The organism is Pleionea mediterranea (genome assembly GCF_003148745.1).
GTDB lineage: Bacteria > Pseudomonadota > Gammaproteobacteria > Enterobacterales > Kangiellaceae > Pleionea > Pleionea mediterranea.
The window spans coordinates 106,456-132,127 of record NZ_QGGU01000011.1 but is presented as its reverse complement, the minus strand read 5'-3'; the positions used below and the strand labels follow the sequence as shown (position 1 = coordinate 132,127).

The following is a 25,672-nucleotide window of genomic DNA, read 5'->3' as shown; positions in this document are numbered from 1 at the left end:
CATGTCTGCTGAGTACAGTAAAAGTACTCGCTCTGGATCAAAATTACGCATACTGTCAATTGATGCTCTGCGTGGTTTTGATATGTTCTGGATCATTGGCGCAGAAAAGTTATTTTATGGTCTGGCGTTAATCTGGCCCATTGCTATTTGGCAGTCGCTTGCTCAACAAATGCAGCACAGTGAGTGGCATGGCTTTACCGCTTACGATTTGATTTTTCCTCTGTTTATTTTTATTTCGGGTGTAAGCGTCGGGATCAGTCGTACTGATCTGGCTGGTAAACCCTGGAAGGATAAACAACCCTACGCCATTAAATTAATCAAACGTGTTTTATTATTGTGTCTGCTGGGTGTTGTTTATAATCACGGATGGGGTAAGGGGATTCCACTGTCGTGGGAAGCTGTTCGTTACACCAGTGTGCTGGCTAAAATTGCCATCGCATGGGGCATTACCGCCTGGCTGGTGTGGCATTTTTCTTTGCAAAAACTAATAATTATTCTGGGCGTAGGACTGGTTGGTTACGCTCTGTTGCAAGCATTTGTTTGTATTGGCAGTGATGGTTTTGGTAACGATTTTGCTCATTATGGCTGTGGTGACTACTCTGAAGCATATTCCATTAATGCCTGGGTTGATCAGAGCTTTCTGCCGGGACAGTTTTATCAAAGCGATACACTTGATCCTGAAGGATTACTGGCACACATTGGCTCAATATTTACGGCATTGGCGGGTGCCATTATAGGACGTCTGGTTTATGTCCGGCTTTCGTCATCGCTATTAAGATTACGATTTATGCTGATTACGGCAGGCAGTTGTTTGCTAGCTGGTTTTGTTATCAGTTCTTTTATTCCAATTAATAAAGTGCTCTGGACATTACCGTTTAATCTTTTATCCATTGGTTATTCCTGTTTACTGCTTGCTATTTTTTATTGGTTATTTGACGTATGGCAATGGCGACAACTGGCAGTGTTTTTTGCGGTTATTGGCGCCAATGCCATTGCCATATATCTGTCAACGGCACTATTTGACTGGCATTATATTGTCAGTAGTTTAATAGGTGGCTTGCTGGTATCAATACCTGAACATTATCAACTGATAACGAGTACTGTCGCATTATTATCGGTTCAGTGGTGGGTGTTGTATCTGTGTTATAAGCGAAAAATATTTATTAAGGTATAACTCTTTTTACTGTCGCCAGTTAATACTTGGGCAATCTGGAAAGGAATATTAATCTTGATAAGAATTTTTTGGGCTGATGACATTAAATAAACAGCAAGGCTTTAATTTATCTTATCTCTATACTTTTAAAGTTCCTAAATTCCTTAAGTTCCGTGAGCTGAGCGTATTTACGTCTCTGGCTGACATCGCTGTCAGAAATAGTCAGCTCCTGTAAATGATGGTATATTCCAACCTCATCTCGAACTCACATAGTTCGTGAGTCGTATTTTAAATTTTGCTGCATAGGCGCAACTGTCGATATGAACGTCACTATTAATGATGTTGCAAAACACGCCGGTGTTTCCATGAAAACCGTATCCCGTGTCATAAACCGGGAGCCTTCTGTAAAGCAGGCAACATACGATAAAGTCATGGCTTCGGTGACTGCATTAAATTATCAGCCGAATCAGGCCGCTCGTAATCTGGCGAGTACCAAGTCTTATATCATTGGTTTTGTCTACAGCAATCCGAATGCTTATTATGTAATTGATATGCAAAATGGCATGTTATCGGAGTGTCGGAAACGTGGTTACGAATTACTGATCCACCCCTGCCAGCCATCATCCGGTGAATTTATCGAAGAAATTACATCACTGGTAAAACATTCCCGTATTGCTGGTCTGGTTTTAACACCGCCGTATTCTGAAATGCCTTCCGTGGTTAAAGCGCTACAACAGTTGGATATAAAGTTTGTTCGTATCATTTCTGGCAGCAAGCCGAGTAAAAGTACACAGGGCTGTGTGTTGGTAGACGATAAAACCGCGGCATTTGAAATTACACAACACCTGATTGATCTCGGACACGAAAAAATTGGGTTTTTATGCGGTGGCAAAGAACATAAGTCAACTGAAGCGCGATTATCAGGTTATGAGCAGGCTTTGGCAGAGAACCGCATCCGTCAGAGTAAACAGCTGGTGCTCGATGGTGATTACTCTTTTGATTCTGGCGTTGAAGGCGCTAAAAAATTACTCAGCCGTAAAAATCGTCCTACCGCCATTTTTGCTGCAAACGATGAAATTGCCGCCGGTGCTTTGTTTGCTGCCCGGTTATCGGGAGTAGCTATACCAGAAGAACTGTCTATTGTCGGGTTTGAAGACAGTCCGTTTTCTAGACAAACCTGGCCAAAGCTGACCACTGCGCATCAGCCAAACAACACTATTGCAGAAACCGCCGCTTCGATGTTGATTGATATGTTGCAAAATACCAATGATAAACAAGTTCAATCACAGTGTATTCGATTTTGCCCAGAGTTGGTTGTCAGGGATTCAAGTGCTCGATTATTGAATTGATTTAGAATGGCTACACCAATAAAAAAGGCTCCTGCAGGAGCCTTTTTTATTGGTGTAAATTCATAGGTATAACTTTTTATATTAATATATTTTTAACGAATCTTTCCATTAACTATTAACCACCTCCAAAGGAGATGATTAATAGTTAAGGTTTACTGATTAGTCGTTGCCCAGCTTTTTGTATTTAATTCGATGGGGCTGATCGGCATCGGAACCCAGTCGACGTTTGCGGTCGGCTTCGTACTCGGCGTAGTTGCCTTCAAACCAGACGGTTTCACTGTTGCCTTCGAATGCCAGTATGTGGGTGGCGATACGATCAAGAAACCAGCGATCATGCGATATAACCACGGCACAACCTGGAAACGCCAACAAGGCATCTTCCAGGGCACGCAGTGTTTCTACGTCAAGATCGTTGGTGGGCTCATCGAGTAACAGTACGTTTCCGCCGCTGCGCAGCAGTTTTGCCAGATGTACCCGGTTGCGTTCACCGCCCGATAAATCTTTAATGAATTTTTGTTGGTCACTGCCTCTAAAGTTAAAGCGGCCAACGTAAGCCCGAGAGGGAACCGTATAGTTGCCAACGGTAATATTATCGGACTCGTCGGAAATTTCCTGCCACACGGTTTTTTCGCCATCGAGTGAATCGCGCGATTGATCAACATAAGCAAGCTCAACGGTGTCACCAATTTTGATTTCACCGGCATCGGGTTTTTCCTGACCCATTAACATTTTAAATAGTGTGGATTTACCGGCACCATTTGGACCGATAACACCAACAATACCACCTTGTGGTAAGTTAAAGTTTAAGTCGGTATAAAGTACTTTATCACCAAAGTTCTTTTGCACACCGATGGCTTCAATCACCTGGCTGCCGAGGCGAGGGCCGGGTGGAATATAGAGTTCTTTGGTTTCGTTTCGCTTCTGGTAATCTTGTGACGACAGTTCATCAAAGCGAGACATACGAGCCTTGCTTTTTGCTTGTCGACCCTTGGTGTTGGAGCGTACCCACTCAAGTTCTTCTTGCATGGCTTTGCGATGGGCGGTTTGTTGTTTCTCTTCCATTTCCAGACGCTTTTCTTTTTGCTCCAGCCATGAAGAGTAGTTGCCTTCCCACGGAATACCGTGCCCGCGATCCAGCTCCATAATCCAGCCAGCGGCGTTATCCAGAAAATACCGATCATGGGTTACTGCAACCACCGTACCGGTGAAATCGTGTAAAAATCGTTCCAGCCAGGCGACGGATTCGGCGTCTAAATGGTTGGTCGGCTCATCGAGCAGCAGCATGTCTGGCTTGGACAGCAGCAGTTTGCACAGTGCCACTCGTCGCAGTTCACCGCCGGACAAATGCTTTACTTCGGCATCCCAGGGGGGCAGTCGAAGGGCTTCAGCGGCTCGTTCTAAGGTTCGATCGATTTCCCAGCCATTGGCGGCTTCAATCTTGTCTTGCAGTTCAGCCTGTTCCGCCAACAGCGCATCGAAATCAGCGTCGGCATCGCCAAAAGCGTTGCTCACTTCTTCAAAACGTTTCAACCAGTCTTTGACTTCACCAAGACCTTGCTCAACATTACCACGAACATCCAGAGATTCATCCAGCTGCGGCTCTTGCGGCAAGTAACCAATGTTGATGCCTGGCTGAGGACGTGCTTCACCTTCAAATTCGGTATCCACTCCGGCCATAATCCGTAAAACGGTGGATTTACCTGAGCCATTTAATCCCAACACACCAATTTTTGCGCCCGGGAAGAAGGATAAAGAAATATCTTTGATGATGGTCTTTTTGGGCGGCACCACTTTGCTCACCCGGTTCATGGTATAAATAAACTGTGCCATAGCTCCACTTTCTCTATTCGAATCGGTGAATGTAATGGGGGCGATTTTAACAGTTATTGGACAAAATTGTGAGCACACTGACTAACAATTAAACCCGGAGTGATCTGAGCTCATTTTTTAATGAACGGATTTATTGCATAATTCATTCTTAACTTATATTTTGGTGCCGCAGCAGTATGTCGGTAGCCAATTAATAACAGGTCAATATGCACACACACGCACACACAAACGAGCCGAGTCGCAGTGAGTCCGCACTGAAGTGGGCGTTTTTTATTATTTTCGGTTTTATGCTGGTGGAAGCCGCTGGCGGTATCATTTCGGGTAGCTTAGCGCTGTTAGCCGATGCCGGACATATGCTTACCGATGCTTTTGCTCTGGCGATGGCTTGGCTGGCCTTTATTGCTGGTCGAAAGCCGCCCGATGATCAGCACTCTTATGGTCATCAGAGATATCAGGTGATTGCCGCGTTTCTGAATGGTATCTTTCTTATCGCCATTGTTTTATGGATTTTATTTGAAGCGCTGGATCGCTTTCAAAACCCACAGGCAATAGATGTGCCTATTATGTTGATCGTCGCGACTCTGGGTCTTATCGTCAACATCATTACTTTTAAAATGCTGCATTCGGGTGAGCAGGATAATTTAAATGTTCGCGGTGCTTTGTTGCATGTATTAAGCGATTTACTTGGGTCTGTGGCAGCCATTATTGCCGGGGTTGTGATTTACTACTTTAACTGGCTATGGATGGATCCTGCTTTATCTTTGGTGGTGGCATTGCTCATCACCCGAAGCGGTGTCATGCTTATTAAAGATTCTATTCATATTTTACTCGAAGGAGTGCCGGAGCATATCGATGTTGATCAAGTGAAATTGCATCTTGAACAGCAGTTTCCGGAAATTGATAACATTCATCATGTGCATACCTGGAGTTTGAATAATGAGGAAGTGCTTATGACATTGCACGTTAAAGTGTCGGAGTTGAACTGTGTGGATGAGCTGCTCAAGCGTGTGCACCATGAGCTTGAGCATATATTTAATGTGACCCATGCAACCGTGCAAATCGAGAAAGAATATTGCAGCAGTCAGTTAGAAAAAGTTTAGCCGTTTTATGTCAGGTCGTATCGTGTTTAACAAAATAAAGATAAATTTATGACGTCTATTTCTAAGATCAGTTTAAAGTTCAGTTTTCAATGCAGTGTTGCCGCACTAATCTTTTTATTGATGGCAGGTTGTTCCACTTATCGGCCTTCGAACACCGAAAATATTTGTGATATTTTTAGAGGTGAAACCGACTGGTATGAAGCCGCGGTTGAGTCGAATGAGCAATGGGGAACGCCCATTTGGGTGATGATGGCAATTATGCATCAGGAATCACGGTTTCGACATAATGTGCGCTCACCCAGAGATTATCTATTAGGCTTTATCCCCTGGGGCTACAAGTCGTCGGCCTATGGTTTTGCGCAAGCAAAAGATGAGGTTTGGGGTGAGTTTCAGGACGAATTTGACAGCGGCGCTGATCGTGATGACTTTTACGATGCGATACAATTTATTGGTTGGTACACTCACAAAACACAACGTCGATTAAAAGTGTCCAAGTGGGACGCCTATAACCAATACCTCGCCTATCACGAAGGGCAGGGCGGATTCAGTCGTGGCAGCTATAAGCACAAGTCGTGGTTGTTAGGCGTTGCGAATAAGGTGAAAAATAAAGCAGCCATGTTTAATCAGCAACTGAAAAGTTGTCAGTCTGAACTTGATGATGCGATTGATGGTTGGTTTTAATTTTATTTATAAAGGAAAGTAAAGTATGAAAGGTTTGTTTTCATGGATAGAAAAGGGTGATGAACTGCTGCAATCTTATTTAGGATTGTTTCTAACAAGCAGCTTACTGCTAGTAGCATACGTAATTTACTCCTATTTAAACCCAGTAGGACTTCATCATCCAGGCGTTTATATTATGTTACTGGCTTACCCTACGACAGTTGCCGGTTATTTAATTGTTAGCAATAAAAAATACAGGCTTCGCTCTGTATTGTTGTTGATAAGTACTCTATTTATTGCCGTTGTTGATACTTTATTAAGAGCAAATGGTTTTAATTGATTTGGCTTAAATTATATTAACTGCAATCAAGTCACTTATCTGAGTTACTTTTTAAACATCCATTTACAACAAAAGCTTTATCGGGTTCTATTTCAGGGCAAATAATGTGATGGCGGCAATTTAGAATGCTTGCGATATGAATGATGTTTTTCAAAAACATCTTAAATTTTTCTTCGGTATTAACTTCACCTATTTCAATATCGATGATTAATTTATTCGGCTCGATGATAGAAAGTGATAACTCATACCCATCATCCATGCGTATATGAGCAATGTAACTCATCTTTTCACCTAAAAATAAATCAAGGTCGAGTTCGTTTGTATTTGTTCTGCCATGCTGATTATCTAACAGCTGTAGTTTATTTTTAATCCAGCAAAATAAATCAGCCCATGACTCGCGGGTAAGGTCATGAAAATGAGCCTCTATTAAGTCTGATGCGCTGCCTTGAAGATGTTGTTTAATTAAGTTCCACTTCATACTGTTATCTTATGTTGCCTTTTATAGTTTGAGCCTAACTATCTTGTTCTTAAGTTTATTTGTCATTTTAAACGAAATAACATTATCAGGTTGTTATCTTAGTAGTCCGTTTTATATTCATTCAACCGTCTATTAGTTGATTAATAATGAAGTGAATATTACCGCCAAAAATGGCGGTGATTACTTGATTTACAGACCTAAATAAAGGATTATGCCGATTGATTTTTTTACAGATAATAGAATAAGGGACTGTTATGTTGCAAGCAATCATGATGTCGTTAGTATTATTAGGGATTTACAAGCTAATCGACCATAAAAAGCCAGAAAGTGACGATGCAGATATTGACTGGTGGGTTACTGTTTCGTTTGTTCTTGCTCCAATGTTTTTGGTTTTTATGATTGGTTCCATGATATCCAGTGCAGGATTAGCCGTTGAATTGTTTTTGTTGGCTTATAGTTTGTACTTTTTTATACCATTCTTGTACCTGATAGGACTAATGGATTACTCGGTTAAAAAGTCATTTAAATACGCAATATGGGTTCCTTTAGTTGCTATTGTCATTGAGATCCTAGTAATTATTATTCGATCTGGAATATCTAGTTAACTATTTTTTATTAAATATCAACTGTCATCGCATATGTCATATTTTATTAAGTTAGTTTTATTAGTGTGGGTGTTTATAGCAAGCTCCTGGGCTTCTAATGTTGAGACCTTCGCAAAGGAGGCAAAATATAAAGCATTAAAAATCTCTCCCGACGGTCAATATTTAGCTGCCAAAATGAACCATGACAATAAAGATATTCTTGTGGTTATTGAACGCAGTAAAATGAAGCTTGTGCATACCTATCAGTTTGGTGAAAAAGGACATGTGGGTGATTTTTTTTGGGTGAACGATGATCGTCTTGTCTTTGATAAAGTGCAGATGAGAGGTTGGCATGAAAATCCTGTCACTTACGGCGAAATATACGCGGGTAACGCTGATGGTAGCGAACAAAAGGTTATATTCGGATTTTCTGCGGGCTCTAAAAAAGAATATGGGTCACTTCGAACTCGTAATCTAAAGTCAGATTTGGCGTTTGGTGAAATTGTTGATTTAAAGCGGAGTAGCGATGACGAAATCATAATCGCTTATCGTCCATGGGGTACCGATATTGATACATCAACGACCATCGCAAACTTAAATGTTTATACGGGCAAAAAATCCATTATCACTCGTTTACCGGTTGGAAATATGAATGTCAAAGTTAATGAACTTGGCGAGCCTTTATACGCAGTTGGTGTGGATGATGATGGCTATTTAAAAGAGTTTGTTTATAACAAACAAAGCTGGCGACCATTTCGTACTGAATCAACGATATCAACCATTGTGACAGCCACTGTTAGCAATAAAAATACGTTAACTTATTTAGCTTATCATTCTGACAAGTTATCGGTATTCCAGTTGCAATTTCCAAAACTAACGAATCAGATGCTCTTTTCCCATGAGAAATATGATGTTGAAGATTTAATTACTGATCCTGTTTCAGGTCAGGTGGTTGGTGCATCATTACTGTCAGGATACCCGGAGTACCACTATTTTGAACCGGAACATAGGTTTGCAAAGTTGCACTCTACAATTACCAGCGTATTGCCTCAGTATTACAATCAAATTGTTTCAGCAACGAAAGATAATCGGCTCTATATCGTTCAGTCCCAAAGTGATCAGCAGCCAACGCGATATTTTTTATTCGATACTGAGTCGAACAAGTTAACGTCATTAGTTCATTCGAAACCCTGGATTCAGGCTGCAAAAATGGGCAATCGTAAACCTGTAGAGTTTACGGCAAGAGATGGTTCGACGGTATACGCTGTTGTCACTGAACCGCCTACAAAGCAGGATGAAGTTAAAGTCGTCACACTGGTACATGGCGGTCCTTTTGGTGTGTACGATGATTGGCTGTTTGATACCGAAGCCCAAATGTTGGCGAGTCATGGTTTTACAGTACTGCAAATAAATTATAGAGGCTCCGGCGGTTATGGTGAACAATATGAAGACGCCGGCATACGAAAGTTAAGTACACTTATGCAGCACGATATTGTCGATGGGACTAAGTGGTATTTAAAAGCAGTTAAGTTGAAAGATGAGTCAAAACAAAGCATAAAAGCAAATGCTTGTATTATGGGGTGGAGCTTTGGTGGTTATTCGGCTGTTATGTCTTCCATTATGGCGCCTGATGTATTTCGTTGTGCTGTCACCGCTGCTGGTTACTATGATGCGTATCGATTATCTTCAACAGCGGATTATACCAATATTGACTCTGTTAATACTGTCGCTCAAGGACTTTATGGCGATGACAAATCAGAACTTTTAAAAGCATCTCCGGTAAGTTATTTAAATGACTTAAATGTTCCTGTACTTATTGCTCACGGCGGTCAAGATAAGCGTATTCCTGTTGAACAGGCGCATTTGCTGAAAGATAAGTTGGAAGCTTTAAATAAACCTTATGACTGGTTTTATCGAGAAAAAGAGGGGCATGGTTTTTATAACGAAAAAAATAGAGTCGCTTTTTATTCAAAAGTGATTGAGTTTTTAAATCAACACTTATGAAGTATAAAAGTCGCTCTTATAAAAGCCGTACCAGTTAAAACCGAAAATCGTGATTTGAATCACTTAGATCAAGGTAATTTTCAAACAGACTTTGCATTTCAAACAAGGATTCCTCGATCATGTCGGGGATTACTTTTGTGTACATATCCAGGTTAACAATGGCATTAAGTGATGAGTCGGTTTTGGTTGCTTCGCGTAGTCGGCCGCCAATACCTTGATTAACCACCGAAAGTTCCTGATAAATCTTTTTCAATCCTTTTAAATGCCAATCTGCGGGTTGGTTATTTTTTTCTTTAAAATATTGCGCTAATAAATACATGGAAGCGGCACGGTAAATGGTTTCTTGTTCATCTGCCAGTGGTAAATGAAAACGGGCCATTGGACGAAACGGTGCTGTATGTGGGCAACCACTGCTGGCCATAATCAATCCAATAAAGGCACTGATGGCTTTTTGTGCGGTGGTCTTTTGGCTGGTCATTCGTTGTGACGTTTTAACCACCAGTTTTACTTTGTCGAATGACTGTACTTTATCGAACAGATCCGTGTGTCTTGCCAATTGTTTTGCCACAGGGCAATTGGGTGACTCTTTCGGTTTTAGGGGGCAGTTGGGGCACTGTTTGTAACGAAGTTTGGTCCATTCGGGGGTATTCGCCAGATACTGATCGCTGAGCAACAGAGTATTTTCATCCAGTTGTAAACCAACGGTTTCGGTTTGGTTATCGGCTAATTGAAATCGATAGATAATATTGTAGCTGCCCATAATGTTCTCGTGTTGCTTTCTTATGCTGCGGTTAAATGTGGTAAATAGCTAACCTAGTGTTTTTATCATAGACCATTTAGCCACGTTTAAAGGCAATTTTTCAGTCATGGTTCTCAAATTAGCAAAAAATAGGCAACCCTCTAAAAGGACGTAAACCTTGCTGAAAAGGTTGTTTCAGTAAAGGTTTCTGACGACTGTGAAAAGCAATGCTTAAAAAGAATTGAACTAGGAATTATTTCGAATAAGAACACGACATTAGAGGTCAGTTTGGGTAAAATACGGCCAAAATTATTACTGAATCACCGAATAAATAACCGTAAAAAAGAGAGTCGTGAAATGAGTATGCTACAAGACACCTCGCGTATTGCTGAATACGATCCCGAAATCTGGAAAGCTATTGAAGATGAGCGTGCACGACAAGAAGCTCATATTGAGCTGATTGCGTCTGAAAACTACACCAGCAGCCGGGTGATGGAAGCGCAAGGTTCCGTGTTAACCAACAAGTACGCAGAAGGCTACCCTCATAAACGATACTACGGTGGTTGCGAATATGTCGATGTTGCTGAAGATATTGCGATTGCCCGCCTGAAAGAGCTGTTTGGTGCCGATTACGCGAATGTTCAGCCTCATTCTGGTTCACAAGCCAATTCAGCGGTCTATATGGCGCTGATAAAACCGGGTGATACTGTGCTGGGTATGAGCCTTTCCGATGGTGGTCACTTAACCCATGGTTCGCCGGTTAACTTTTCCGGCAAGATCTACAATTCGGTGCAGTATCCGGTAAATGACGAAGGTTATATTGATTACGATGAGGTGGAAGCCTTAGCGGTTGAGCACAAACCTAAGTTGATCGTAGCCGGTTTTTCCGCTTATTCCCGCACCATCGATTGGTCCAAGTTTCGAGAAATTGCCGATAAAGTTGGTGCTTATCTTATGGTGGATATGGCACACGTTGCCGGATTGGTTGCGGCGGGTCTTTACCCTAATCCAGTGCCCCATGCTGATGTGGTCACATCAACCACCCATAAAACTCTGGCAGGTCCTCGCGGCGGTATTATTTTGGCTCGCGCAAACGCCGAACTTGAAAAGAAATTTAACTCGTCGGTATTTCCTGGCAATCAGGGCGGCCCTTTAATGCATGTGATTGCTGCCAAAGCGGTGGCGTTTAAAGAAGCGCTTGGCGATGAATTTAAAGCGACGCAGCAGCAAGTCATTAAAAATTCCAAAGCCATGGTGGATGTGATGTTGCAGCGCGGTTATAAAATCGTGTCTGGCGGAACTGATAATCACTTGTTCCTGATGGACTTAATCGATAAAGATATTACCGGTAAAGACGCAGAAGCCGCTTTGGGTAAAGCCAATATCACCGTGAACAAAAATACTGTTCCAAACGAGCCTCGTTCGCCTTTTGTTACCAGTGGCTTGCGACTCGGGACTCCAGCTATTACCACCCGTGGTTTTAAAGAAGCGGAAGCAGTCATGCTAGCTGGCTGGATCTGTGATATTCTCGACGACATTGAAAATGACTCAGCGATTGAAAATGTTAAACAGCAAGTGGCTGAGTTAACGGCTAAGTTTCCGGTATACCAACATTAGTTGATGCTCGGAGCACTGTCGCAGTGAGTGAAAACTGGCTGCGACGGTTGAAATGTTTGATGGTGAGGTGACCCATGTATTGCCCTTTCTGCTCTCATACCGACACAAAGGTAATTGACTCCAGGCTTGTCAGTGAGGGTGGCCAGGTGAGGCGACGTCGAGAGTGTGCCGCTTGCGGTGAACGCTTTACAACTTTTGAAGCGGCTGAACTGGTGATGCCTCGCCTTGTTAAAAGTGATGGTTCTCGTCAACCTTTTGATGAAGCCAAACTGCGAGCGGGCATTATGCGTGCAGTGGAAAAACGACCAGTAAGTGTTGAGTCGTTAGAACACGCCATCATTCAAATCAAATCGGCGCTGCGTGCTACCGGAGAGCGAGAAGTTGAAGCAAACTTACTCGGTGAGCTGGTGATGGAGGCTTTAAAAGAGCTCGATCAGGTTGCCTATGTACGATTTGCCTCGGTATACCGCCGATTTGAAGATATTAAGCAGTTCAGTGACGAAATTAGCAGACTGAACGATCCCAAAGCCTCTTAACGATCACCCCTGATGTCCAACAATAGTATGGCCAGTTTTAGTGCTTTCGATGCTGAGATGATGGCGCGTGCATTGCGCCTTGCCGAGCGAGGGCTCTATCTGGCGCGCCCCAATCCAAGAGTTGGCTGTGTGATTACCCAGAACGATCAGGTTGTTGGTGAAGGGTATCACCAGGTATTTGGTCAGGCCCATGCAGAAGTCAATGCTTTAAAGCAGGCAGGCAGTAAAGCCAGTGGCGGCACCGCTTATGTCACACTGGAACCCTGTGCGCATCAGGGTAAAACCGGCCCTTGTGCAACGGCATTAATTAACGCTGGCGTTAACCGTGTGGTTTGCGCCATGCGCGATCCCAACCCTAAAGTGGATGGTGGCGGTTTTGCCATGTTGCAAGAGGCGGGAATTTCCGTCGATTCAGGATTAATGGCGCAGCAGGCGGCGGATCTGAATCCGGGGTTTATCAAACGAATGCAGCAGCAACGTCCTTTGGTTCGATTAAAAATGGCGATCAGTGCCGATGGTCGTACTGCCATGGCAAGCGGAGAAAGTCAGTGGATCACAGGACCCGATGCCCGGCAGGATGTACAGCGATTACGCGCCCGACACGACGCCATAATTACCGGACGCGGTACGCTGGTTAATGATAATCCGTCACTCAATGTTCGACTTGATGAGTGGGCAGAACCTTTAACAGAACAGCAACTTGCTCACTTTAAACAGCCGGTGCGAGTATTAATTGATCGTCAGGCTAAAGCAAATTTAACGCAACAGTTTTTCAAATTGACCTCGCCCATATGGTGGGTTGGCGACAAAGATTATCTGGATCGATTGCCGCCGCACATAGAGCGCAAAAAAGTAGTCGGTAACGGAGCTGACTTTTTCAACAATCTGTTAAAGCAGTGCGCTGCCCATCAATTTAATGAGGTTTTGATTGAAGCGGGCAGTAAGCTGGCAGGGCAATTTATTCAGGCCGGTCTGGTGGATGAGCTGGTGCTCTATATCGCGCCCAAACTCATGGGCGCCAATGCAATGCCATTGGCGGCCTTACCGTTTGATGCTATGGAGCAATCGGTGTCCATGCAATTGACCGATTGTCGACAGGTGGGTGATGATCTTAAGTTGACCTACCAACTGTCGAATTAAATGTGGTCTATAGTCTCTGTTGTGAATCCTTAAGATTAAAACTATTCAATTGCCGTAACAGGCTGAAGGTTACTTTATGTTTACAGGAATAATTGAGTCGGTTGGTGAAATTCGTGATCTTGTTACTCAGGGTGGCGATCAACGACTGACTATTGCCACTGGCAAGCTGGATATGGCAGATGTGGCATTAGGCGACTCTATCGCTTGCAATGGAGTCTGCTTAACGGTGGTTGAATTTGGCAATGATTATTTTATTGCCGATGTGTCTGGTGAAACCATCGAACTCACCGGATTTAAACATTATCGAAAAGGGCAGCCGGTCAATCTGGAAAAAGCACTGACACCCACCAAACGACTGGGTGGTCATCTGGTCAGTGGCCATGTGGATGGCATTGGTGAAGTCACACAAAGATGGCAGGACGCGCGTTCTGTTCGCTTTATCATCAAAGCGCCTTCATCTCTGGCCCGATATATTGCCCATAAAGGGTCGATTACGGTTGATGGCATCAGCCTAACGGTAAACAAGGTTGATGGGGACAGTTTTGAACTGAATATTGTGCCTCATACTCTGGTTGAAACCATTATGGATACTTATCAGGTAGGAACCGCCGTTAACCTCGAGGTGGATCAAATTGCCCGGTATCTGGAACGACTGCTCACCTGCAGTGACGATATTCAGGCAAGTTCCGTAACAAAAGATTTACTGGCAAAGTCGGGATTTATTAAATAATCCCTTAGATCACTGGTATAATTACCGTTTTTTACACGCACTAAGCAGAGTAACGGCAAATTTAATGGCATTAAGTAAAGTTTCAGAGCTGGTTGAAGACATTCGTCAAGGCAAAATGGTTATCTTGATGGATGACGAAGATCGGGAGAACGAAGGCGATTTAATTATGGCAGCCAGTATGGTTCGGCCCGATGACATTAATTTTATGGCGCGTTATGGACGCGGTTTAATTTGCCAGACACTGACTCGTGAGCGTTGCAAACAGCTTAATCTCTCTTTGATGGTGCAGCAAAATGATGCCCAGTTCGCCACAGCATTTACTATATCCATTGAAGCGGCAGAGGGGGTAACAACCGGAATTTCTGCCGCTGATCGAGCCAGAACGGTGCAGGCCGCTGTGGCACAAGACGCAAAGCCGTCGGATCTGGTACAACCCGGACACATTTTCCCATTAATGGCACAGCCCGGTGGCGTATTAAACCGAGCCGGCCATACAGAAGCGGGATGTGATCTTGCCCGTCTTGCCGGTTTAGAGCCGTCAGCAGTTATAGTTGAAATATTAAATGAAGACGGTACCATGGCGCGCCGCCCTGATCTGGAAGTATTTGCTCAGGAGCATGGCATTAAAATGGGTACCATTGCCGACCTTATCGAATACCGAACACTGAACGAAAAAACCGTTGATAAATTAAGCGAATGTCACTGGCCAACCCCATTTGGTGATTTCCGGCTGCATACCTACGAAGACTCCATCGATCATGGCGTGCATTTTGCCTTAGTCAAAGGCGATATCCAGCCTGATAAAGCAACTATGGTTCGTGTTCACGTTGCTAACGCGCTAACCGATCTGTTGCAAAAACAGCGAGGTAAGTTATCCAGCTGGAGTTTAAGCCGGGCAATAGAGCGGATCGCCAAAGAAGGTGAAGGTGTCATAGTGGTCATCGATAATCAGGAAACCAAAGAGTCCTTGCTGAATCGGCTGCATCGATATCAACAGGAAGATCAGGGGATCGATTCACCACAAAAAGACAGCAGTGCAGCGCTTAGAAACGTTGGTGTCGGCTCACAAATTTTAGCGGATCTGGGCGTTCATCAGATGCGTTTATTAAGTCCGGAGAAAAAGTACCACGCACTGTCCGGTTTTAAACTCGAAGTGGTCGAATACATAGAAGATGATGCTTAAGACGACTGCTGATGTGCAATCGTCTTATTAATAACAGATAAATAGTTACAGGAATTGATTATGAAAACATTTGAAGGTCAGTTGGTTGCTGGTAAAGCTAAATACGCCATTTTGGTGGCGCGTTTTAACAGTTTTATTGTTGAAAGCTTACTTGAAGGCGCCATCGATACTTTAAAACGGCACGGTGTGTCGGAAAAGGACATTGAAATTTATCGCGTGCCCGGCGCTTTTGAAATGCCCATCGCCGCAAAACGTATTGCGGCAAAAAAACAGTATGATGCTATCATTGCACTGGGTGCGGTGATTCGAGGTGGTACGCCACATTTTGATTATGTAGCGGGTGAATGCACCAAAGGTCTGGCGCAAGTATCCCTTGATGCTGATGTTCCTGTGTCATTTGGCGTACTGACCGTCGACAGCATTGAGCAGGCCATTGAGCGTGCCGGTACCAAAGCGGGCAACAAAGGTGGTGAAGCCGCAATGACAGCTCTGGAAATGGTTAACCTGTTTGAGAGCATTGGCTAATGTCGTTAAAACCATCGCATCGTCGTAAAGCCCGGCACTATGGGGTTCAGGCCATTTATCAATGGCAGATGTCGGGCAATTCTCTGGCCGATATTGAAAACCAGTTTATTGAAACCATTAACCCCAATAAGGTCGAAGTGCCTTATTTCTTAGCGATTATCCGTGGCGTACTGACGGAACTTTCATCTCTGGATGCACATATAACGCCGCATATTGATCGTACTATTGATGAGGTTGATCCCGTTGAGCGAGCCGTTTTAAGACTCTCAGTCTGGGAGCTTGAGCAGCGTCAGGATATTCCTTACCGGGTGGTTATTAATGAAGCTTTGGAACTTGCCAAAGTTTTTGGTGCCGAAGATGGGCATAAATACGTCAATGGTGTACTGGATAAAATTGCTAAATTACTCCGTCCGTTAGAAGTACGCAGTTAAGGTTTATTATGTCGTTTTCTGAGTTCAATTTAATTGAACGTTTTTTTGTGCGCGAAATGCCGGCACGAAAAGACGTTGCTCTGGGAATAGGTGATGACTGTGCTATTCTCAATGTCCCTGAGGGACAGAGCCTGGCAGTCTCTATGGATACATTGGTTGAAGGGGTCCACTTTTTGCCGAATACCTCTGCCTCTGATGTGGCCGCAAAAGCCATGGCGGTTAATTTAAGTGATTTGGCTGCCGCGGGTGCAGAACCGGCCTGGGTGACCCTGTCACTGTCTATTCCGAAAGTTGATATGGCGTGGCTACAGGATTTTAGTGATACCTTCCACGATTTACTGTCCCATTACGGCCTGCAAGTTGTTGGCGGCGATACCACTCGTGGACCATTGTCGATTACCTTACAGGTTCATGGCTTTGTTCCGGAAAGTGTTGCTTTAACACGTTCCGGCGCAGAAGCTGGAGATCTGGTGTGTGTGACAGGGCCATTAGGTGATGCTTCCATTGGCTTACAAGTTGCTCAGCAGAAACTCAAAGCTGAAGGTGATATCAAACAGTATTTGCTGGATCGCTATAATCGTCCAAAAGCTCGAGTAGCAGCCGGTATTGCACTTAGGAGCAGGGCTTCCGCAGCGATAGATATTTCTGACGGATTGCTCGCTGATCTGGGGCATATTTGTTCTCGCAGTTCAGTTGGAGCAGTGATTAATACCGAAAAACTACCGATTTCCGAAGCGGCTCGTAAAGTCACTAACGAGCAAAGCGCCATGGAACACGCTTTATCCGGTGGCGATGATTATGAATTATGTTTTACTGTGGCAGAAGACGATTTCAGAAAAGTGCAGTCAGCCTTAGAGTCAGTGGGCGTGGCCTGTTATGAAATTGGCCGCATTACCGGTAAAAATGGCGTTCGTGTTATTAAAGACGGTGAAACACTTGAAAACAAAAAAGCGGGCTTTGATCATTTTGTTGTGGATTAACACTAAGACTAAAGTCATATAAGGATTGTAATGAGCTCACCTCCATTAACCCATCGACGCATTTTAACGCACCCTGTGTATTGTCTGGCGTTTGGATTTGGTCTTGGGTTATCGCCTAAAGCGCCCGGCACCTTTGGAACGCTGGCAGCTATCCCTCTATATTGGTTGATGGCCGATCTACCAATAATTCTTTACGGCCTGATCGTTATTCTGTTTACGGCAGTGGGCGTTTATTTATGCGGAGAAACCGCTCGAGCCATGCATAAACACGATCATCCCGGTATTGTCTGGGATGAAGTGGTGGGCTTTTTAATTACCATGTTGCCATTAAGTTTTGACTGGCGCGCGTTAATTTTAGGGTTTGTTCTGTTTCGCTTTTTCGATATTGTAAAGCCGTGGCCAATTGGTGTGATTGATCGCGGTGTAAAAGGTGGTTTGGGAATTATGCTGGACGATATTATCGCCGGTGTTATGGCCGCCATTGTTAGCGGTGTGGTATGGTATTACTTAAACGTTTATCAAATACTTTAACTTTTAACCTTAAAGCTGCTGTTAAAGCAGGCTTTATAATTGCGACATTTTTTTGTGCATCGGTATATGCAGAAGAATTGTCGATTAATGTTAAAGGCCTTTTTAAAAATACCGCGATTGTTGAAATTAATGGCGTTGCCCGTACCTTAAAAGTGGGTAAGCCATCGCCCGAAGGCGTGGTGTTATTATCCGCCAATTCCCGCAAAGCGGTGATCCGTTACAAGCAGCAAGAGCAAACTCTGGTTATGGGATCCTCATCTCCGGTTGCCTTTAATTCGGTGATCGAAACTTCGACAGCTCCCAAGCGACAAAAAGTTTTAAATTTAATTCGTCAACCGGATGGCATGTTTCGTGTCTCTGGCACCATTAATAATACTCAGGTTAATTTTTTGGTGGATACCGGAGCCACCAGTATTGCGATGAATCATCACACGGCGGATCGTATTGGTATTCCTTATCGTAGTATGGGGCAAGTGATTCGAGCAGAAACAGCATCGGGCGTCGTAAAAGCCTATCGGGTTAATTTAGCTCATGTGCGGGTGGGCGATTTGGAATTACGTAATGTTGATGGTGCGGTGCTTGTTGGCTCTCAACCGAGTAAAGTGTTATTAGGCATGTCTTTTTTGGGTAACTTTAAGGTTGAGCAAGACGGCAATAAGCTGGTGATAGGCACTCGTTATTAAATGAAAGATAAACACGCTCTAAAACTGGTATTTTGCCTGTAGATACATATAACGACCATTTATACCGTAAGGCGTGTGATCCGCATATTGAAGTATTTGACCTTCACCAAACAGTGGTGGCATTGGTGTAAAGGCTTCCGGCGTATGGTTAAACAGATTGTTAGCGCCAAGGTAAAGACTTAAAGAATCATTGTAGGAATATCCAAAGGCCAGATCTGTGATCCAGGCGTCTGAAATAGTTTGGTCGCGCTCAGGTTGTTCAATATCATTTACCAGAGCAATGGAACTGAAATACAAACCTTTCAATAAAATATTTAATTTATCGTTATTATATTCCGCCGAAAGTATCGCTTTGCTCTCCGGTAATTTTCTTTCGATTCGCATGACTTGTCCGCGATCAAAAAATAATTCCGTTTGATTATTAAATTGTATGGGGGGGTGTATGTTATCGTCGACGCGAGTTTTTGCTTTGTGGTATTGCATTTTATAGTGAATTATCGAGCTGTTGCTTAAATGTTGGGTGTGATTAAAATCAATATCAAACCCGGTAGTGGTGGTGCTGATAGCATTGGTGAAATAACGTGCGGCACCTACACCAAATTGTTCAAGCAGTGACACTGTGGTGTTGCCCCAAAGATCAATATCGCGATCAATATTTCCGGTTAACTCAATTCTATCGTTTACATCTATTTTAAAAATATCAAAAGACAGCAGAGTGTCTGTTCCAGATTTATAAACCATTCCAAGGTTTATTTGCTGCGCCGTTTCTGGTTCCAGTGGCTTAGCTCCTAGCGCTATTGCTAATGGATGATCCGTTGAAAAGGTTCCAATAGAAACCAGTTGATTATTGATTAAGGCTGAACCTGTATAGGAATAATGCGATTGCGACAAGGAGGGCGCTCGAAAACTGTTACTGGCTGATGCGCGAAAACGCCAATTAGGGTTTAATGAATAAGAAATGCTGGACTTGCCATTTAAGGTATCACCAAAGTCACTGTAGTTTTCGTAACGTAATGAGTTGATCCACAATAGGTCATTTTTCGAATACTCTATATCAATATAAACAGCTGAATTATTCCGACTGTTGCGACTGGCATTTTGAGGCTCGAATCCTGGCAGGCCTTGTGCGCCAGCTTCAGTCGTACTACCTTGGTTGGGCCCATCCAATACGTTTACACCTCCGTGTTGATAAGAAGCTGGACTGCCTGCTTTTATTTCAAAGGTTTCTGAACGAAATTCTGCGCCAGCAGCAATCTGAAGATTATCCAAATATTTAACCCAGTCGCCACTGAGTATGTGATGACTGAACCCCAGTCGACCACTGTTAAACGAAGTAGGGCTTTGCTCCCCTAAAGAGGCATTCAGACTGTTGTTAAGAATAGTGTTAAAGCTGCTTCGCCCGCGAGTGTAACTAATGTCCCAGTGATGTTTTTGTTTAAGACCCAGGGTAACGCTGGTGTCCCAAATATCCGGCGCTAATTGTGGTAGAAATCCATCAGGGTAAATTGCCCGCACATTGTTATCATCCAGTGGACGTCGAAAAAAAAGTTCAGAACGGCCGTCTTTTTGACGACCATTGAACCAGGCATAAAGTTGCCGCGATAAAGATAAGTCAAAGGTTGCCTGTGTGTTTAATTGCCATTGCTCACTGGCCGGGTCGCCATCTTTAGAATTGATAGGGTTTTGATTTTCGGCTAAATCATTGCGAGGATCACTCGCAAAATATTGTTGTCTTGAATCAGGACCTGCACGATTGGTTCCTTGATTGTCATGGTACTCAATATTGGCAATCAGACTTGTATCAGGAAATCCTTTGGTAAAATAGTCAGCACCCAGTTGTGCGGTAAAATGGGTTTGTTCTCCGTCGCCCTGGCTGGTTTGTCCCTGTGTGATGGAGACTTCATTATTTTGTCTTTCAACCAGTTGAATATTGATAATACCGGCAATGGCATCGGAACCGTATTGCGCGGAGGCTGAGTCTTTTAAAATTTCAACTTGTTTAACGGCAGACAGAGGTATCTGGTTTAAATCAATACTGGTGCCACCTCTACCGAGCGCATTACTGGTATGGAGTAATGCGCCGTGATGCAGTCGTTTTCCATTGATCATGACCAGAGTTTGGTTCGGGTTAAAGCCACGCAGTGAAAAGGGAAGGTAATGATCGGAACCATCCCGTAAAGAAAAGTGTAAGTAATGGAAACTTGAAGAGGAGCGAAGTAAAGCATCCGCAAGATACGCTTGTCCGGTGTTTTGTAATTGCGACTGACTGATAACTTCTACTGGTACCGGTGATTTATGCAATAACCGACTTTCACCTCGTGATGCCACGGCAACTTTCAGGTTCAGCAGTTGATCCAAAGGCATGTTTAGCAGGGGTTGCCGTGAGTTATGGTCATTAGCGGTTAGAAAACTGGGCAAGAGTACTGCAAATGACCATAAAAAATTGCGCATGTATGTCACAGACTTTTATAAAGAGTATCTTATAAAGCTAGTGGTAAAGCTTATGTTCGTCAAGCTGATACTGAAAGAGAGACATTCAGAGGTTTTTCGATTTATAGACATTAATTTAAACTGAGACTGCGGAATAAAAAAACCGAGTTAAAGCTCGGGTTTTTTAATAGGTCGCCTCTAGTAAAGAGGATGCTTTAACATAGATTACTTAGTTAAGTGGACAACCTTGCTCATTAAATTCAACCAGCGTTTGAATTACCGTGTCGTAATTTTCACTGTTGAGTGCAGATTGAAAAATATCAATAACCGCTTGAGTACTCAGGTCGTAACTTACGCCACCTGATGCTGCATTTAAGTAAGCCGCCGCAGCATGACGTGCTGCCATATTGATTTTGCCTCCTTTAGCGTTTAACGCTTCAATAAAGCTGACATCATCATTACCGTCATCTTTTTTAGAGTTGACATTAATATCTACGCCAAACACGGTTTCGAATGAGGTATAGGGATAAGGTGGTTGCGGCCATGAATCAAAGTGATGGGGTTGTTTCCAGTAGCCGGGTGTACAACCGTCACCGCCTTGAGGAATATCTTCACAATATGCCCAGGCATTATCGGTGTCTGTGCGAGTTTCTAAACCGGTGACAATGGTGCCAGTAACACTTGCCACATTTTCTTTATAACCTTGATGACCAGAACAATAGTCAGTGACTTCCAGAGAGTAGATGCGATCCGGGTATTCGGTATGACTGTGCGGTAAGTCTTCAAGTGACGTCACGGTTAAATCCAGAGATGGATCCGTTAATACAATGTCAAGCAAACCACCGGGATCGGTAGGGCACTTACTTACCGTAAAGCGGAAGAATGCGCTGTCTGAAATCGGCACGGCATCCGCTTGAGTATTTGCATCATAGTAAGTGACGCCGTCATTGCTGATCTCTTTTACTAAACAAATATTGTAGGTGGCAGAAACTTGCGCGGAATAAATCAGGCCAGATATAGCTATGATCACAAATAGGAAAAACTTGGTGTTTAGCCACTTCATAATAGGTCCCTCTTATATGTAAGTTTAATTCAATTTTTGATATGGCTTCTTGTTAAACTGTTTTCTCAGATAAAATCAATATTTCAATCTGAGAAGTTATTTATAGCAAAGCTTTTCTTGGGTCACAATGTAATTTTATATAATCAGCCTTTTATTTAGTTCTATATATCTTTGTGCTCTTAAACGGCATTGGTTAAAAATGGTTGGTTGTTATAGGCCATATTTATACATAAGATTAATACACTAGCTTAATATACTGATAACCCCAGAGCATCGGTTAATGCTTCAAGTGCATAAGTTCCAATTAATGAATTTCCAGCGTCGTTTAGTTCTGGCGACCAGACACAGATGGAGTAGTGCCCGGGGTAAATAGCTACTATGCCACCACCCACACCACTTTTTCCTGGCAGACCGACACGGTAGGCAAAGTCACCAGCAGCATCGTACAATCCACAGGTGGCCAGTAAAGCATTAACCCGTTTGCTCTGAGTTTGAGTCAGTATTTCGCGGCCAGCTAATGTTTTACCTTTATTGCAAAGTAATAAAGCGGCTCTTGCCAGATCAATGCAGTTCATTTCGATGGCGCAGTGATGGGCGTAACTTTCCAGTACTTTTTCAACCGGGTTATCAAAGTTATGGTAGGACTTCATCAGGTAGGACATTGCAGCATTACGGGAGCCGTGTTCTAACTCCGAGCGTGCAACGGTGGTGTTAACTAACAAGTGTGGGTTTTGTGATAACTCTCTGAGCAGTTCGAGTAACTGATAGTTTGGTGCCGAACAACGTGATTCCAGTCGATCGCATACCGCCAATGCCCCAGCATTAATAAAAGGGTTTCTCGGGATACCTTGCTCCACTTCAAGTTGCATCAATGAATTAAATCGTTGGCCGGAGGGTTCTCGTCCTATTCGCTGCCATAATTCTTCGTCGTAAATTTGCAGCGCCTGTATCAAAGTAAACAGCTTGCTGATGCTTTGAATTGAAAAAGCAGTGGTTGTATCGCCTGCCTGATAAACATTGCCTTGTAAATCACACACAGCAATCCCAAATTGGTTGGGATCAACTTTCGCAAGCGCTGGAATATAATCGGCAACATGGCCATTGCCAAATAAATCACGGGCGTGTTTTGCAATGCGATCTAGGTGCTGTTGTATTGTGTTTGAATAATCAGTCATTAGCTATAATGAGGATTTATAAACATCGGGTTTATAAATTTCCATAAATGTGTCTGGCTTATTGAGTGGAGTAAAGCCAAATTTTTTATAAAGGCCATGAGCATCAGATGTCGCTAAAGTAAATCGTCTCACATTTTTAACACTTGCGTGGTTCAAAACTGCATTCATTAGATGCTTTGAAATGCCCTTGCCGCGAAACTCTGGCCATACAATAACATCGACTAAATTAGCAAATGTTGCACAGTCAGTTATGATTCGGCAGAAACCTATTTGAACATCTCTGATATAAGCTCCAATACAGATTGAGTTTTCAATTGATTTAGTAACTATATCAATCGTTATGTTATTAGCCCATTCGCTTTCGGATGTAAGGAATTGATGTATTTTTGATACATCCAGTTTGGACTTATCGTCACTAATTTCAATATTTTCCACGATTAAAATATTTTACATCCGTTAAAAAATTTACCAGCAGAATAACCATGAGTGATGGTAATGTTGTTATAAACTAGCGTATAGAATCTTCTTGTAACGTTAATTATGAAGCCACTGATTTAATGTATTAGTCATTTTATCCGCCGTTAATCCACATCGCGCTAATAAATCTTTGGGATCACCGTGTTCAACAAAGTGATCCGGTAAGCCCAGGTTTTTTACCTGCACACGGTTACCTTGTTGCATTAAATATTCATTAACTGCACTTCCGGCACCACCCATTAATGCATTTTCTTCCAGAGTTACCAGATGAGTGTGTGATTGACACACTTGGTCAATGACATTTGTGTCGAGCGGTTTAATAAAGCGCATATCGATAAGGGTTGCATCCAGTTTTTCGGCAACTGCTTCGGCTTCTTTTAATAAAGCGCCAAATGAGAGTATTGCGACTTTTTCACCGGTACGAACCTTACGTGACTCACCAACCGCTATGGTTTTATTTTCTGTGTTTACCGTTACACCAGTACCGGTGCCTCTTGGGTAACGAACTGCAGCGGGGCCGTTATATTGATAACCGGTGTTTAGCATTTGTCGGAGTTCGTTTTCATCGCTGGCGGCCATAATGACCATGTTTGGAATGCAACGTAAAAAACTTAAATCATAAGCGCCGTGATGAGTTGCGCCATCACCGCCAACCAGACCGCCCCGATCAATGGCAAATAATACGTCGAGGTTTTGGATCGCCACATCATGAATTAATTGATCATAAGCACGTTGTAAAAATGATGAGTAAATGGCGACAACTGGCTTACAACCTTCGCAGGCAAGCCCGGCCGCTAAAGTAACTGCGTGTTGCTCGGCAATACCCACATCAAAATAACGTTCGGGATATTGTCTGGAAAACTCTATCATATCGGAGCCTTCACGCATCGCCGGAGTAATTCCTACTAATTGTTCATCGGTTTTTGCAACATCCACCAACCACTCTCCAAACACATTGGAGTAGGTTACTTTCTTTTTGCCAGCAGGCAGCTTGTCATCTTTTGGATCGAAAATAGGCACGCCATGATAAGCAATGGGATCATTTTCTGCCGGTTCGTAGCCTTTTCCTTTTCGGGTAACCACATGCAAAAACTGTGGGCCGGTGAGCTGTTTCATATTGCTCAGGGTGTCCACCAGTGCATCAATGTTATGGCCATCGACCGGGCCAATATAATTAAAGCCCAACTCTTCAAATAAGGTGCCGGGTAACATCATACCTTTCATGTGTTCTTCAACACGGTGCGCCCATTGCGAAATAGCCGGCATGTTTTGCAGAACTTTTTTTCCACCCTGACGAATGCTTGAATAAAATTTCCCGGATAATATTTTTGCCAGATAATTATTCAGTCCACCGACATTTTCAGAAATCGACATATCATTGTCGTTTAAAATCACTAACAGGTTGGCGTCAACATCTGAAGCATGATTCATGGCTTCAAAAGCCATTCCGGCAGTCATGGCGCCATCGCCTATTACAGCAACGGTTCGTCTGTCTTCGCCTTTTTTCTTCGCGGCAATGGCCATTCCTAGGGCAGCACTAATGGATGTACTGGAGTGACCTACACCAAAGGTATCGTATTCGCTTTCACTGCGTACCGGAAATGGATGCAAGCCATCGGTTTGTCGCACGGTTTCAAGTTGATCGCGACGACCGGTTAATACCTTATGTGGATAGGCCTGATGTCCTACATCCCAGACCAGCCGGTCATCGGGCGTATTGTATAAATAATGCAACGCAACGGTAAGCTCAACCGTGCCAAGGCCAGCCGCAAAGTGCCCGCCACAGCGACTGATGGTGTCGATTAAGTACTGGCGTAACTCATCGGTAACCTGCTGTAATTGACCCGATTCAAGGCGGCGCAAGTCGTGCGGCGAATTAATACCTGCCAGTAATGGATAATGACTGAGTGTTGCATTCATTCGGGATGGATACT

General features: G+C 43.4%; 25 protein-coding genes. 17 read left to right on the top strand and 8 right to left on the bottom strand.

All coding sequences use genetic code 11. From position 1 onward, the window contains the following. Position 1 precedes the first annotated feature (1 nt). A complete protein-coding gene (locus C8D97_RS15035) occupies positions 2-1,174 on the top strand; it encodes an acyltransferase family protein (RefSeq protein ID WP_109764620.1) in 1,173 nt (390 codons plus the stop codon). A 299-nt stretch (positions 1,175-1,473) separates the two neighbouring features. Then, positions 1,474-2,502, top strand: a complete 1,029-nt coding sequence (locus C8D97_RS15030; protein ID WP_109764619.1) for a LacI family DNA-binding transcriptional regulator — start codon at positions 1,474-1,476, stop codon at positions 2,500-2,502. Positions 2,503-2,661: 159 nt separating this feature from the next. Here C8D97_RS15030 and ettA read toward each other — a convergent pair whose 3' ends face one another. After that, complete coding sequence (gene ettA / locus C8D97_RS15025) at positions 2,662-4,332, bottom strand: energy-dependent translational throttle protein EttA (RefSeq protein WP_109764618.1); 1,671 nt, start codon at positions 4,330-4,332, stop codon at positions 2,662-2,664. 206 nt (positions 4,333-4,538) lie between these two features. Here ettA and C8D97_RS15020 point away from each other — a divergent pair, with 206 nt between their 5' ends. The 3 genes from C8D97_RS15020 to C8D97_RS15010 are packed head-to-tail and all read left to right on the top strand — an operon-like array spanning position 4,539 to position 6,432. Continuing rightward, positions 4,539-5,432 carry a cation diffusion facilitator family transporter gene (locus C8D97_RS15020; RefSeq protein ID WP_109764617.1) on the top strand — a complete coding sequence of 298 codons (894 nt, stop codon included), beginning with the start codon at positions 4,539-4,541 and terminating at the stop codon, positions 5,430-5,432. A gap of 48 nt (positions 5,433-5,480) precedes the next feature. Then, a complete protein-coding gene (locus C8D97_RS15015; protein WP_245411468.1) occupies positions 5,481-6,113 on the top strand; it encodes a transglycosylase SLT domain-containing protein in 633 nt (210 codons plus the stop codon). Between the two features lie 25 nt (positions 6,114-6,138). Next, positions 6,139-6,432: a hypothetical protein gene (locus C8D97_RS15010; protein ID WP_109764616.1), complete on the top strand. Its 294-nt coding sequence runs from the start codon at positions 6,139-6,141 to the stop codon at positions 6,430-6,432. A gap of 31 nt (positions 6,433-6,463) precedes the next feature. Here the strand turns inward: C8D97_RS15010 and C8D97_RS15005 are convergent, their stop codons facing one another. Further along, positions 6,464-6,910 carry a hypothetical protein gene (locus tag C8D97_RS15005; RefSeq protein WP_109764615.1) on the bottom strand — a complete coding sequence of 149 codons (447 nt, stop codon included), beginning with the start codon at positions 6,908-6,910 and terminating at the stop codon, positions 6,464-6,466. 254 nt (positions 6,911-7,164) lie between these two features. Between C8D97_RS15005 and C8D97_RS15000 the strand changes: the two genes are divergently transcribed. Together C8D97_RS15000 and C8D97_RS14995 are read left to right on the top strand one after the other, a co-directional pair. Continuing rightward, on the top strand, positions 7,165-7,515 hold the full coding sequence (locus C8D97_RS15000) for a hypothetical protein (protein WP_109764614.1): 351 nt from the start codon (positions 7,165-7,167) through the stop codon (positions 7,513-7,515). A 33-nt stretch (positions 7,516-7,548) separates the two neighbouring features. Beyond that, positions 7,549-9,498 carry an alpha/beta hydrolase family protein gene (locus tag C8D97_RS14995; RefSeq protein ID WP_109764613.1) on the top strand — a complete coding sequence of 650 codons (1,950 nt, stop codon included), beginning with the start codon at positions 7,549-7,551 and terminating at the stop codon, positions 9,496-9,498. A 34-nt stretch (positions 9,499-9,532) separates the two neighbouring features. Here C8D97_RS14995 and C8D97_RS14990 read toward each other — a convergent pair whose 3' ends face one another. Next, on the bottom strand, positions 9,533-10,258 hold the full coding sequence (locus C8D97_RS14990; protein ID WP_109764612.1) for a DUF6901 family protein: 726 nt from the start codon (positions 10,256-10,258) through the stop codon (positions 9,533-9,535). Positions 10,259-10,600: 342 nt separating this feature from the next. Between C8D97_RS14990 and glyA the strand changes: the two genes are divergently transcribed. From glyA to C8D97_RS14940, 10 genes are all read left to right on the top strand, one after another. After that, positions 10,601-11,854 carry a serine hydroxymethyltransferase gene (glyA, locus tag C8D97_RS14985; RefSeq protein ID WP_109764638.1) on the top strand — a complete coding sequence of 418 codons (1,254 nt, stop codon included), beginning with the start codon at positions 10,601-10,603 and terminating at the stop codon, positions 11,852-11,854. A 74-nt stretch (positions 11,855-11,928) separates the two neighbouring features. After that, the gene (gene nrdR, locus C8D97_RS14980; protein WP_109764611.1) at positions 11,929-12,390 is read left to right on the top strand and encodes a transcriptional regulator NrdR; all 462 of its coding nucleotides are present in this window, start codon (positions 11,929-11,931) and stop codon (positions 12,388-12,390) included. 12 nt (positions 12,391-12,402) lie between these two features. Continuing rightward, on the top strand, positions 12,403-13,530 hold the full coding sequence (gene ribD, locus C8D97_RS14975) for a bifunctional diaminohydroxyphosphoribosylaminopyrimidine deaminase/5-amino-6-(5-phosphoribosylamino)uracil reductase RibD (RefSeq protein ID WP_245411467.1): 1,128 nt from the start codon (positions 12,403-12,405) through the stop codon (positions 13,528-13,530). 76 nt (positions 13,531-13,606) lie between these two features. Beyond that, complete coding sequence (locus C8D97_RS14970) at positions 13,607-14,260, top strand: riboflavin synthase (protein ID WP_109764609.1); 654 nt, start codon at positions 13,607-13,609, stop codon at positions 14,258-14,260. Positions 14,261-14,324: 64 nt separating this feature from the next. Next, positions 14,325-15,443 carry a bifunctional 3,4-dihydroxy-2-butanone-4-phosphate synthase/GTP cyclohydrolase II gene (gene ribBA, locus C8D97_RS14965; protein WP_109764608.1) on the top strand — a complete coding sequence of 373 codons (1,119 nt, stop codon included), beginning with the start codon at positions 14,325-14,327 and terminating at the stop codon, positions 15,441-15,443. A gap of 54 nt (positions 15,444-15,497) precedes the next feature. Further along, positions 15,498-15,968 (top strand): 6,7-dimethyl-8-ribityllumazine synthase, encoded by a 471-nt coding sequence (ribH, locus tag C8D97_RS14960; RefSeq protein WP_109764607.1) that lies wholly within the window; start codon positions 15,498-15,500, stop codon positions 15,966-15,968. Next, the gene (gene nusB, locus C8D97_RS14955) at positions 15,968-16,399 is read left to right on the top strand and encodes a transcription antitermination factor NusB (protein WP_109764606.1); all 432 of its coding nucleotides are present in this window, start codon (positions 15,968-15,970) and stop codon (positions 16,397-16,399) included. The genes ribH and nusB overlap by 1 nt, the downstream gene beginning before the upstream one ends. A gap of 8 nt (positions 16,400-16,407) precedes the next feature. Next, entirely contained in the window at positions 16,408-17,379 is a 972-nt protein-coding gene (gene thiL, locus C8D97_RS14950) for a thiamine-phosphate kinase (RefSeq protein ID WP_109764605.1), read from the top strand. Between the two features lie 30 nt (positions 17,380-17,409). Continuing rightward, the gene (locus tag C8D97_RS14945) at positions 17,410-17,910 is read left to right on the top strand and encodes a phosphatidylglycerophosphatase A family protein (RefSeq protein WP_109764604.1); all 501 of its coding nucleotides are present in this window, start codon (positions 17,410-17,412) and stop codon (positions 17,908-17,910) included. Continuing rightward, positions 17,877-18,593: a retropepsin-like aspartic protease family protein gene (locus tag C8D97_RS14940; RefSeq protein WP_109764603.1), complete on the top strand. Its 717-nt coding sequence runs from the start codon at positions 17,877-17,879 to the stop codon at positions 18,591-18,593. Before C8D97_RS14945 ends, C8D97_RS14940 begins: the two co-directional genes overlap by 34 nt. An 18-nt stretch (positions 18,594-18,611) precedes the next feature. On the opposite strand, the gene C8D97_RS14935 is transcribed toward C8D97_RS14940, so the two are convergent. The 5 genes from C8D97_RS14935 to dxs all read right to left on the bottom strand — a co-directional run bounded on the left by C8D97_RS14935 (position 18,612) and on the right by dxs (position 25,658). Next, positions 18,612-21,044: a TonB-dependent receptor plug domain-containing protein gene (locus C8D97_RS14935; protein ID WP_109764602.1), complete on the bottom strand. Its 2,433-nt coding sequence runs from the start codon at positions 21,042-21,044 to the stop codon at positions 18,612-18,614. A gap of 208 nt (positions 21,045-21,252) precedes the next feature. Continuing rightward, a complete protein-coding gene (locus tag C8D97_RS14930) occupies positions 21,253-22,086 on the bottom strand; it encodes a hypothetical protein (protein ID WP_109764601.1) in 834 nt (277 codons plus the stop codon). A 248-nt stretch (positions 22,087-22,334) separates the two neighbouring features. Beyond that, positions 22,335-23,261: a glutaminase B gene (gene glsB / locus C8D97_RS14925; protein ID WP_109764600.1), complete on the bottom strand. Its 927-nt coding sequence runs from the start codon at positions 23,259-23,261 to the stop codon at positions 22,335-22,337. A 3-nt stretch (positions 23,262-23,264) separates the two neighbouring features. Then, positions 23,265-23,696: a GNAT family N-acetyltransferase gene (locus C8D97_RS14920; protein WP_109764599.1), complete on the bottom strand. Its 432-nt coding sequence runs from the start codon at positions 23,694-23,696 to the stop codon at positions 23,265-23,267. Positions 23,697-23,795: 99 nt separating this feature from the next. After that, the gene (gene dxs, locus C8D97_RS14915) at positions 23,796-25,658 is read right to left on the bottom strand and encodes a 1-deoxy-D-xylulose-5-phosphate synthase (RefSeq protein WP_109764598.1); all 1,863 of its coding nucleotides are present in this window, start codon (positions 25,656-25,658) and stop codon (positions 23,796-23,798) included. Positions 25,659-25,672: the final 14 nt, after the last annotated feature.

Excerpts from the sequence above, each read along its gene's own strand:
- glyA (WP_109764638.1), top strand. The coding sequence starts at position 10,601 with ATGCTACAAGACACCTCGCGTATTGCTGAATACGATCCCGAAATCTGG.
- C8D97_RS15005 (WP_109764615.1), bottom strand. The coding sequence starts at position 6,910 with ATGAAGTGGAACTTAATTAAACAACATCTTCAAGGCAGCGCATCAGAC.
- nrdR (WP_109764611.1), top strand. The coding sequence starts at position 11,929 with ATGTATTGCCCTTTCTGCTCTCATACCGACACAAAGGTAATTGACTCC.
- C8D97_RS14945 (WP_109764604.1), top strand. The coding sequence starts at position 17,410 with ATGAGCTCACCTCCATTAACCCATCGACGCATTTTAACGCACCCTGTG.
- C8D97_RS15030 (WP_109764619.1), top strand. The coding sequence starts at position 1,474 with ATGAACGTCACTATTAATGATGTTGCAAAACACGCCGGTGTTTCCATG.
- dxs (WP_109764598.1), bottom strand. The coding sequence starts at position 25,658 with ATGAATGCAACACTCAGTCATTATCCATTACTGGCAGGTATTAATTCG.
- C8D97_RS14930 (WP_109764601.1), bottom strand. The coding sequence starts at position 22,086 with ATGAAGTGGCTAAACACCAAGTTTTTCCTATTTGTGATCATAGCTATA.
- nusB (WP_109764606.1), top strand. The coding sequence starts at position 15,968 with ATGTCGTTAAAACCATCGCATCGTCGTAAAGCCCGGCACTATGGGGTT.
- C8D97_RS14990 (WP_109764612.1), bottom strand. The coding sequence starts at position 10,258 with ATGGGCAGCTACAATATTATCTATCGATTTCAATTAGCCGATAACCAA.
- C8D97_RS15015 (WP_245411468.1), top strand. The coding sequence starts at position 5,481 with ATGACGTCTATTTCTAAGATCAGTTTAAAGTTCAGTTTTCAATGCAGT.
- C8D97_RS14935 (WP_109764602.1), bottom strand. The coding sequence starts at position 21,044 with ATGCGCAATTTTTTATGGTCATTTGCAGTACTCTTGCCCAGTTTTCTA.
- ribD (WP_245411467.1), top strand. The coding sequence starts at position 12,403 with ATGTCCAACAATAGTATGGCCAGTTTTAGTGCTTTCGATGCTGAGATG.
- C8D97_RS15035 (WP_109764620.1), top strand. The coding sequence starts at position 2 with ATGTCTGCTGAGTACAGTAAAAGTACTCGCTCTGGATCAAAATTACGC.
- ribBA (WP_109764608.1), top strand. The coding sequence starts at position 14,325 with ATGGCATTAAGTAAAGTTTCAGAGCTGGTTGAAGACATTCGTCAAGGC.
- C8D97_RS14940 (WP_109764603.1), top strand. The coding sequence starts at position 17,877 with ATGGTATTACTTAAACGTTTATCAAATACTTTAACTTTTAACCTTAAA.
- thiL (WP_109764605.1), top strand. The coding sequence starts at position 16,408 with ATGTCGTTTTCTGAGTTCAATTTAATTGAACGTTTTTTTGTGCGCGAA.
- C8D97_RS14995 (WP_109764613.1), top strand. The coding sequence starts at position 7,549 with ATGTCATATTTTATTAAGTTAGTTTTATTAGTGTGGGTGTTTATAGCA.
- C8D97_RS15010 (WP_109764616.1), top strand. The coding sequence starts at position 6,139 with ATGAAAGGTTTGTTTTCATGGATAGAAAAGGGTGATGAACTGCTGCAA.
- ettA (WP_109764618.1), bottom strand. The coding sequence starts at position 4,332 with ATGGCACAGTTTATTTATACCATGAACCGGGTGAGCAAAGTGGTGCCG.
- C8D97_RS14970 (WP_109764609.1), top strand. The coding sequence starts at position 13,607 with ATGTTTACAGGAATAATTGAGTCGGTTGGTGAAATTCGTGATCTTGTT.
- C8D97_RS15000 (WP_109764614.1), top strand. The coding sequence starts at position 7,165 with ATGTTGCAAGCAATCATGATGTCGTTAGTATTATTAGGGATTTACAAG.
- glsB (WP_109764600.1), bottom strand. The coding sequence starts at position 23,261 with ATGACTGATTATTCAAACACAATACAACAGCACCTAGATCGCATTGCA.
- C8D97_RS15020 (WP_109764617.1), top strand. The coding sequence starts at position 4,539 with ATGCACACACACGCACACACAAACGAGCCGAGTCGCAGTGAGTCCGCA.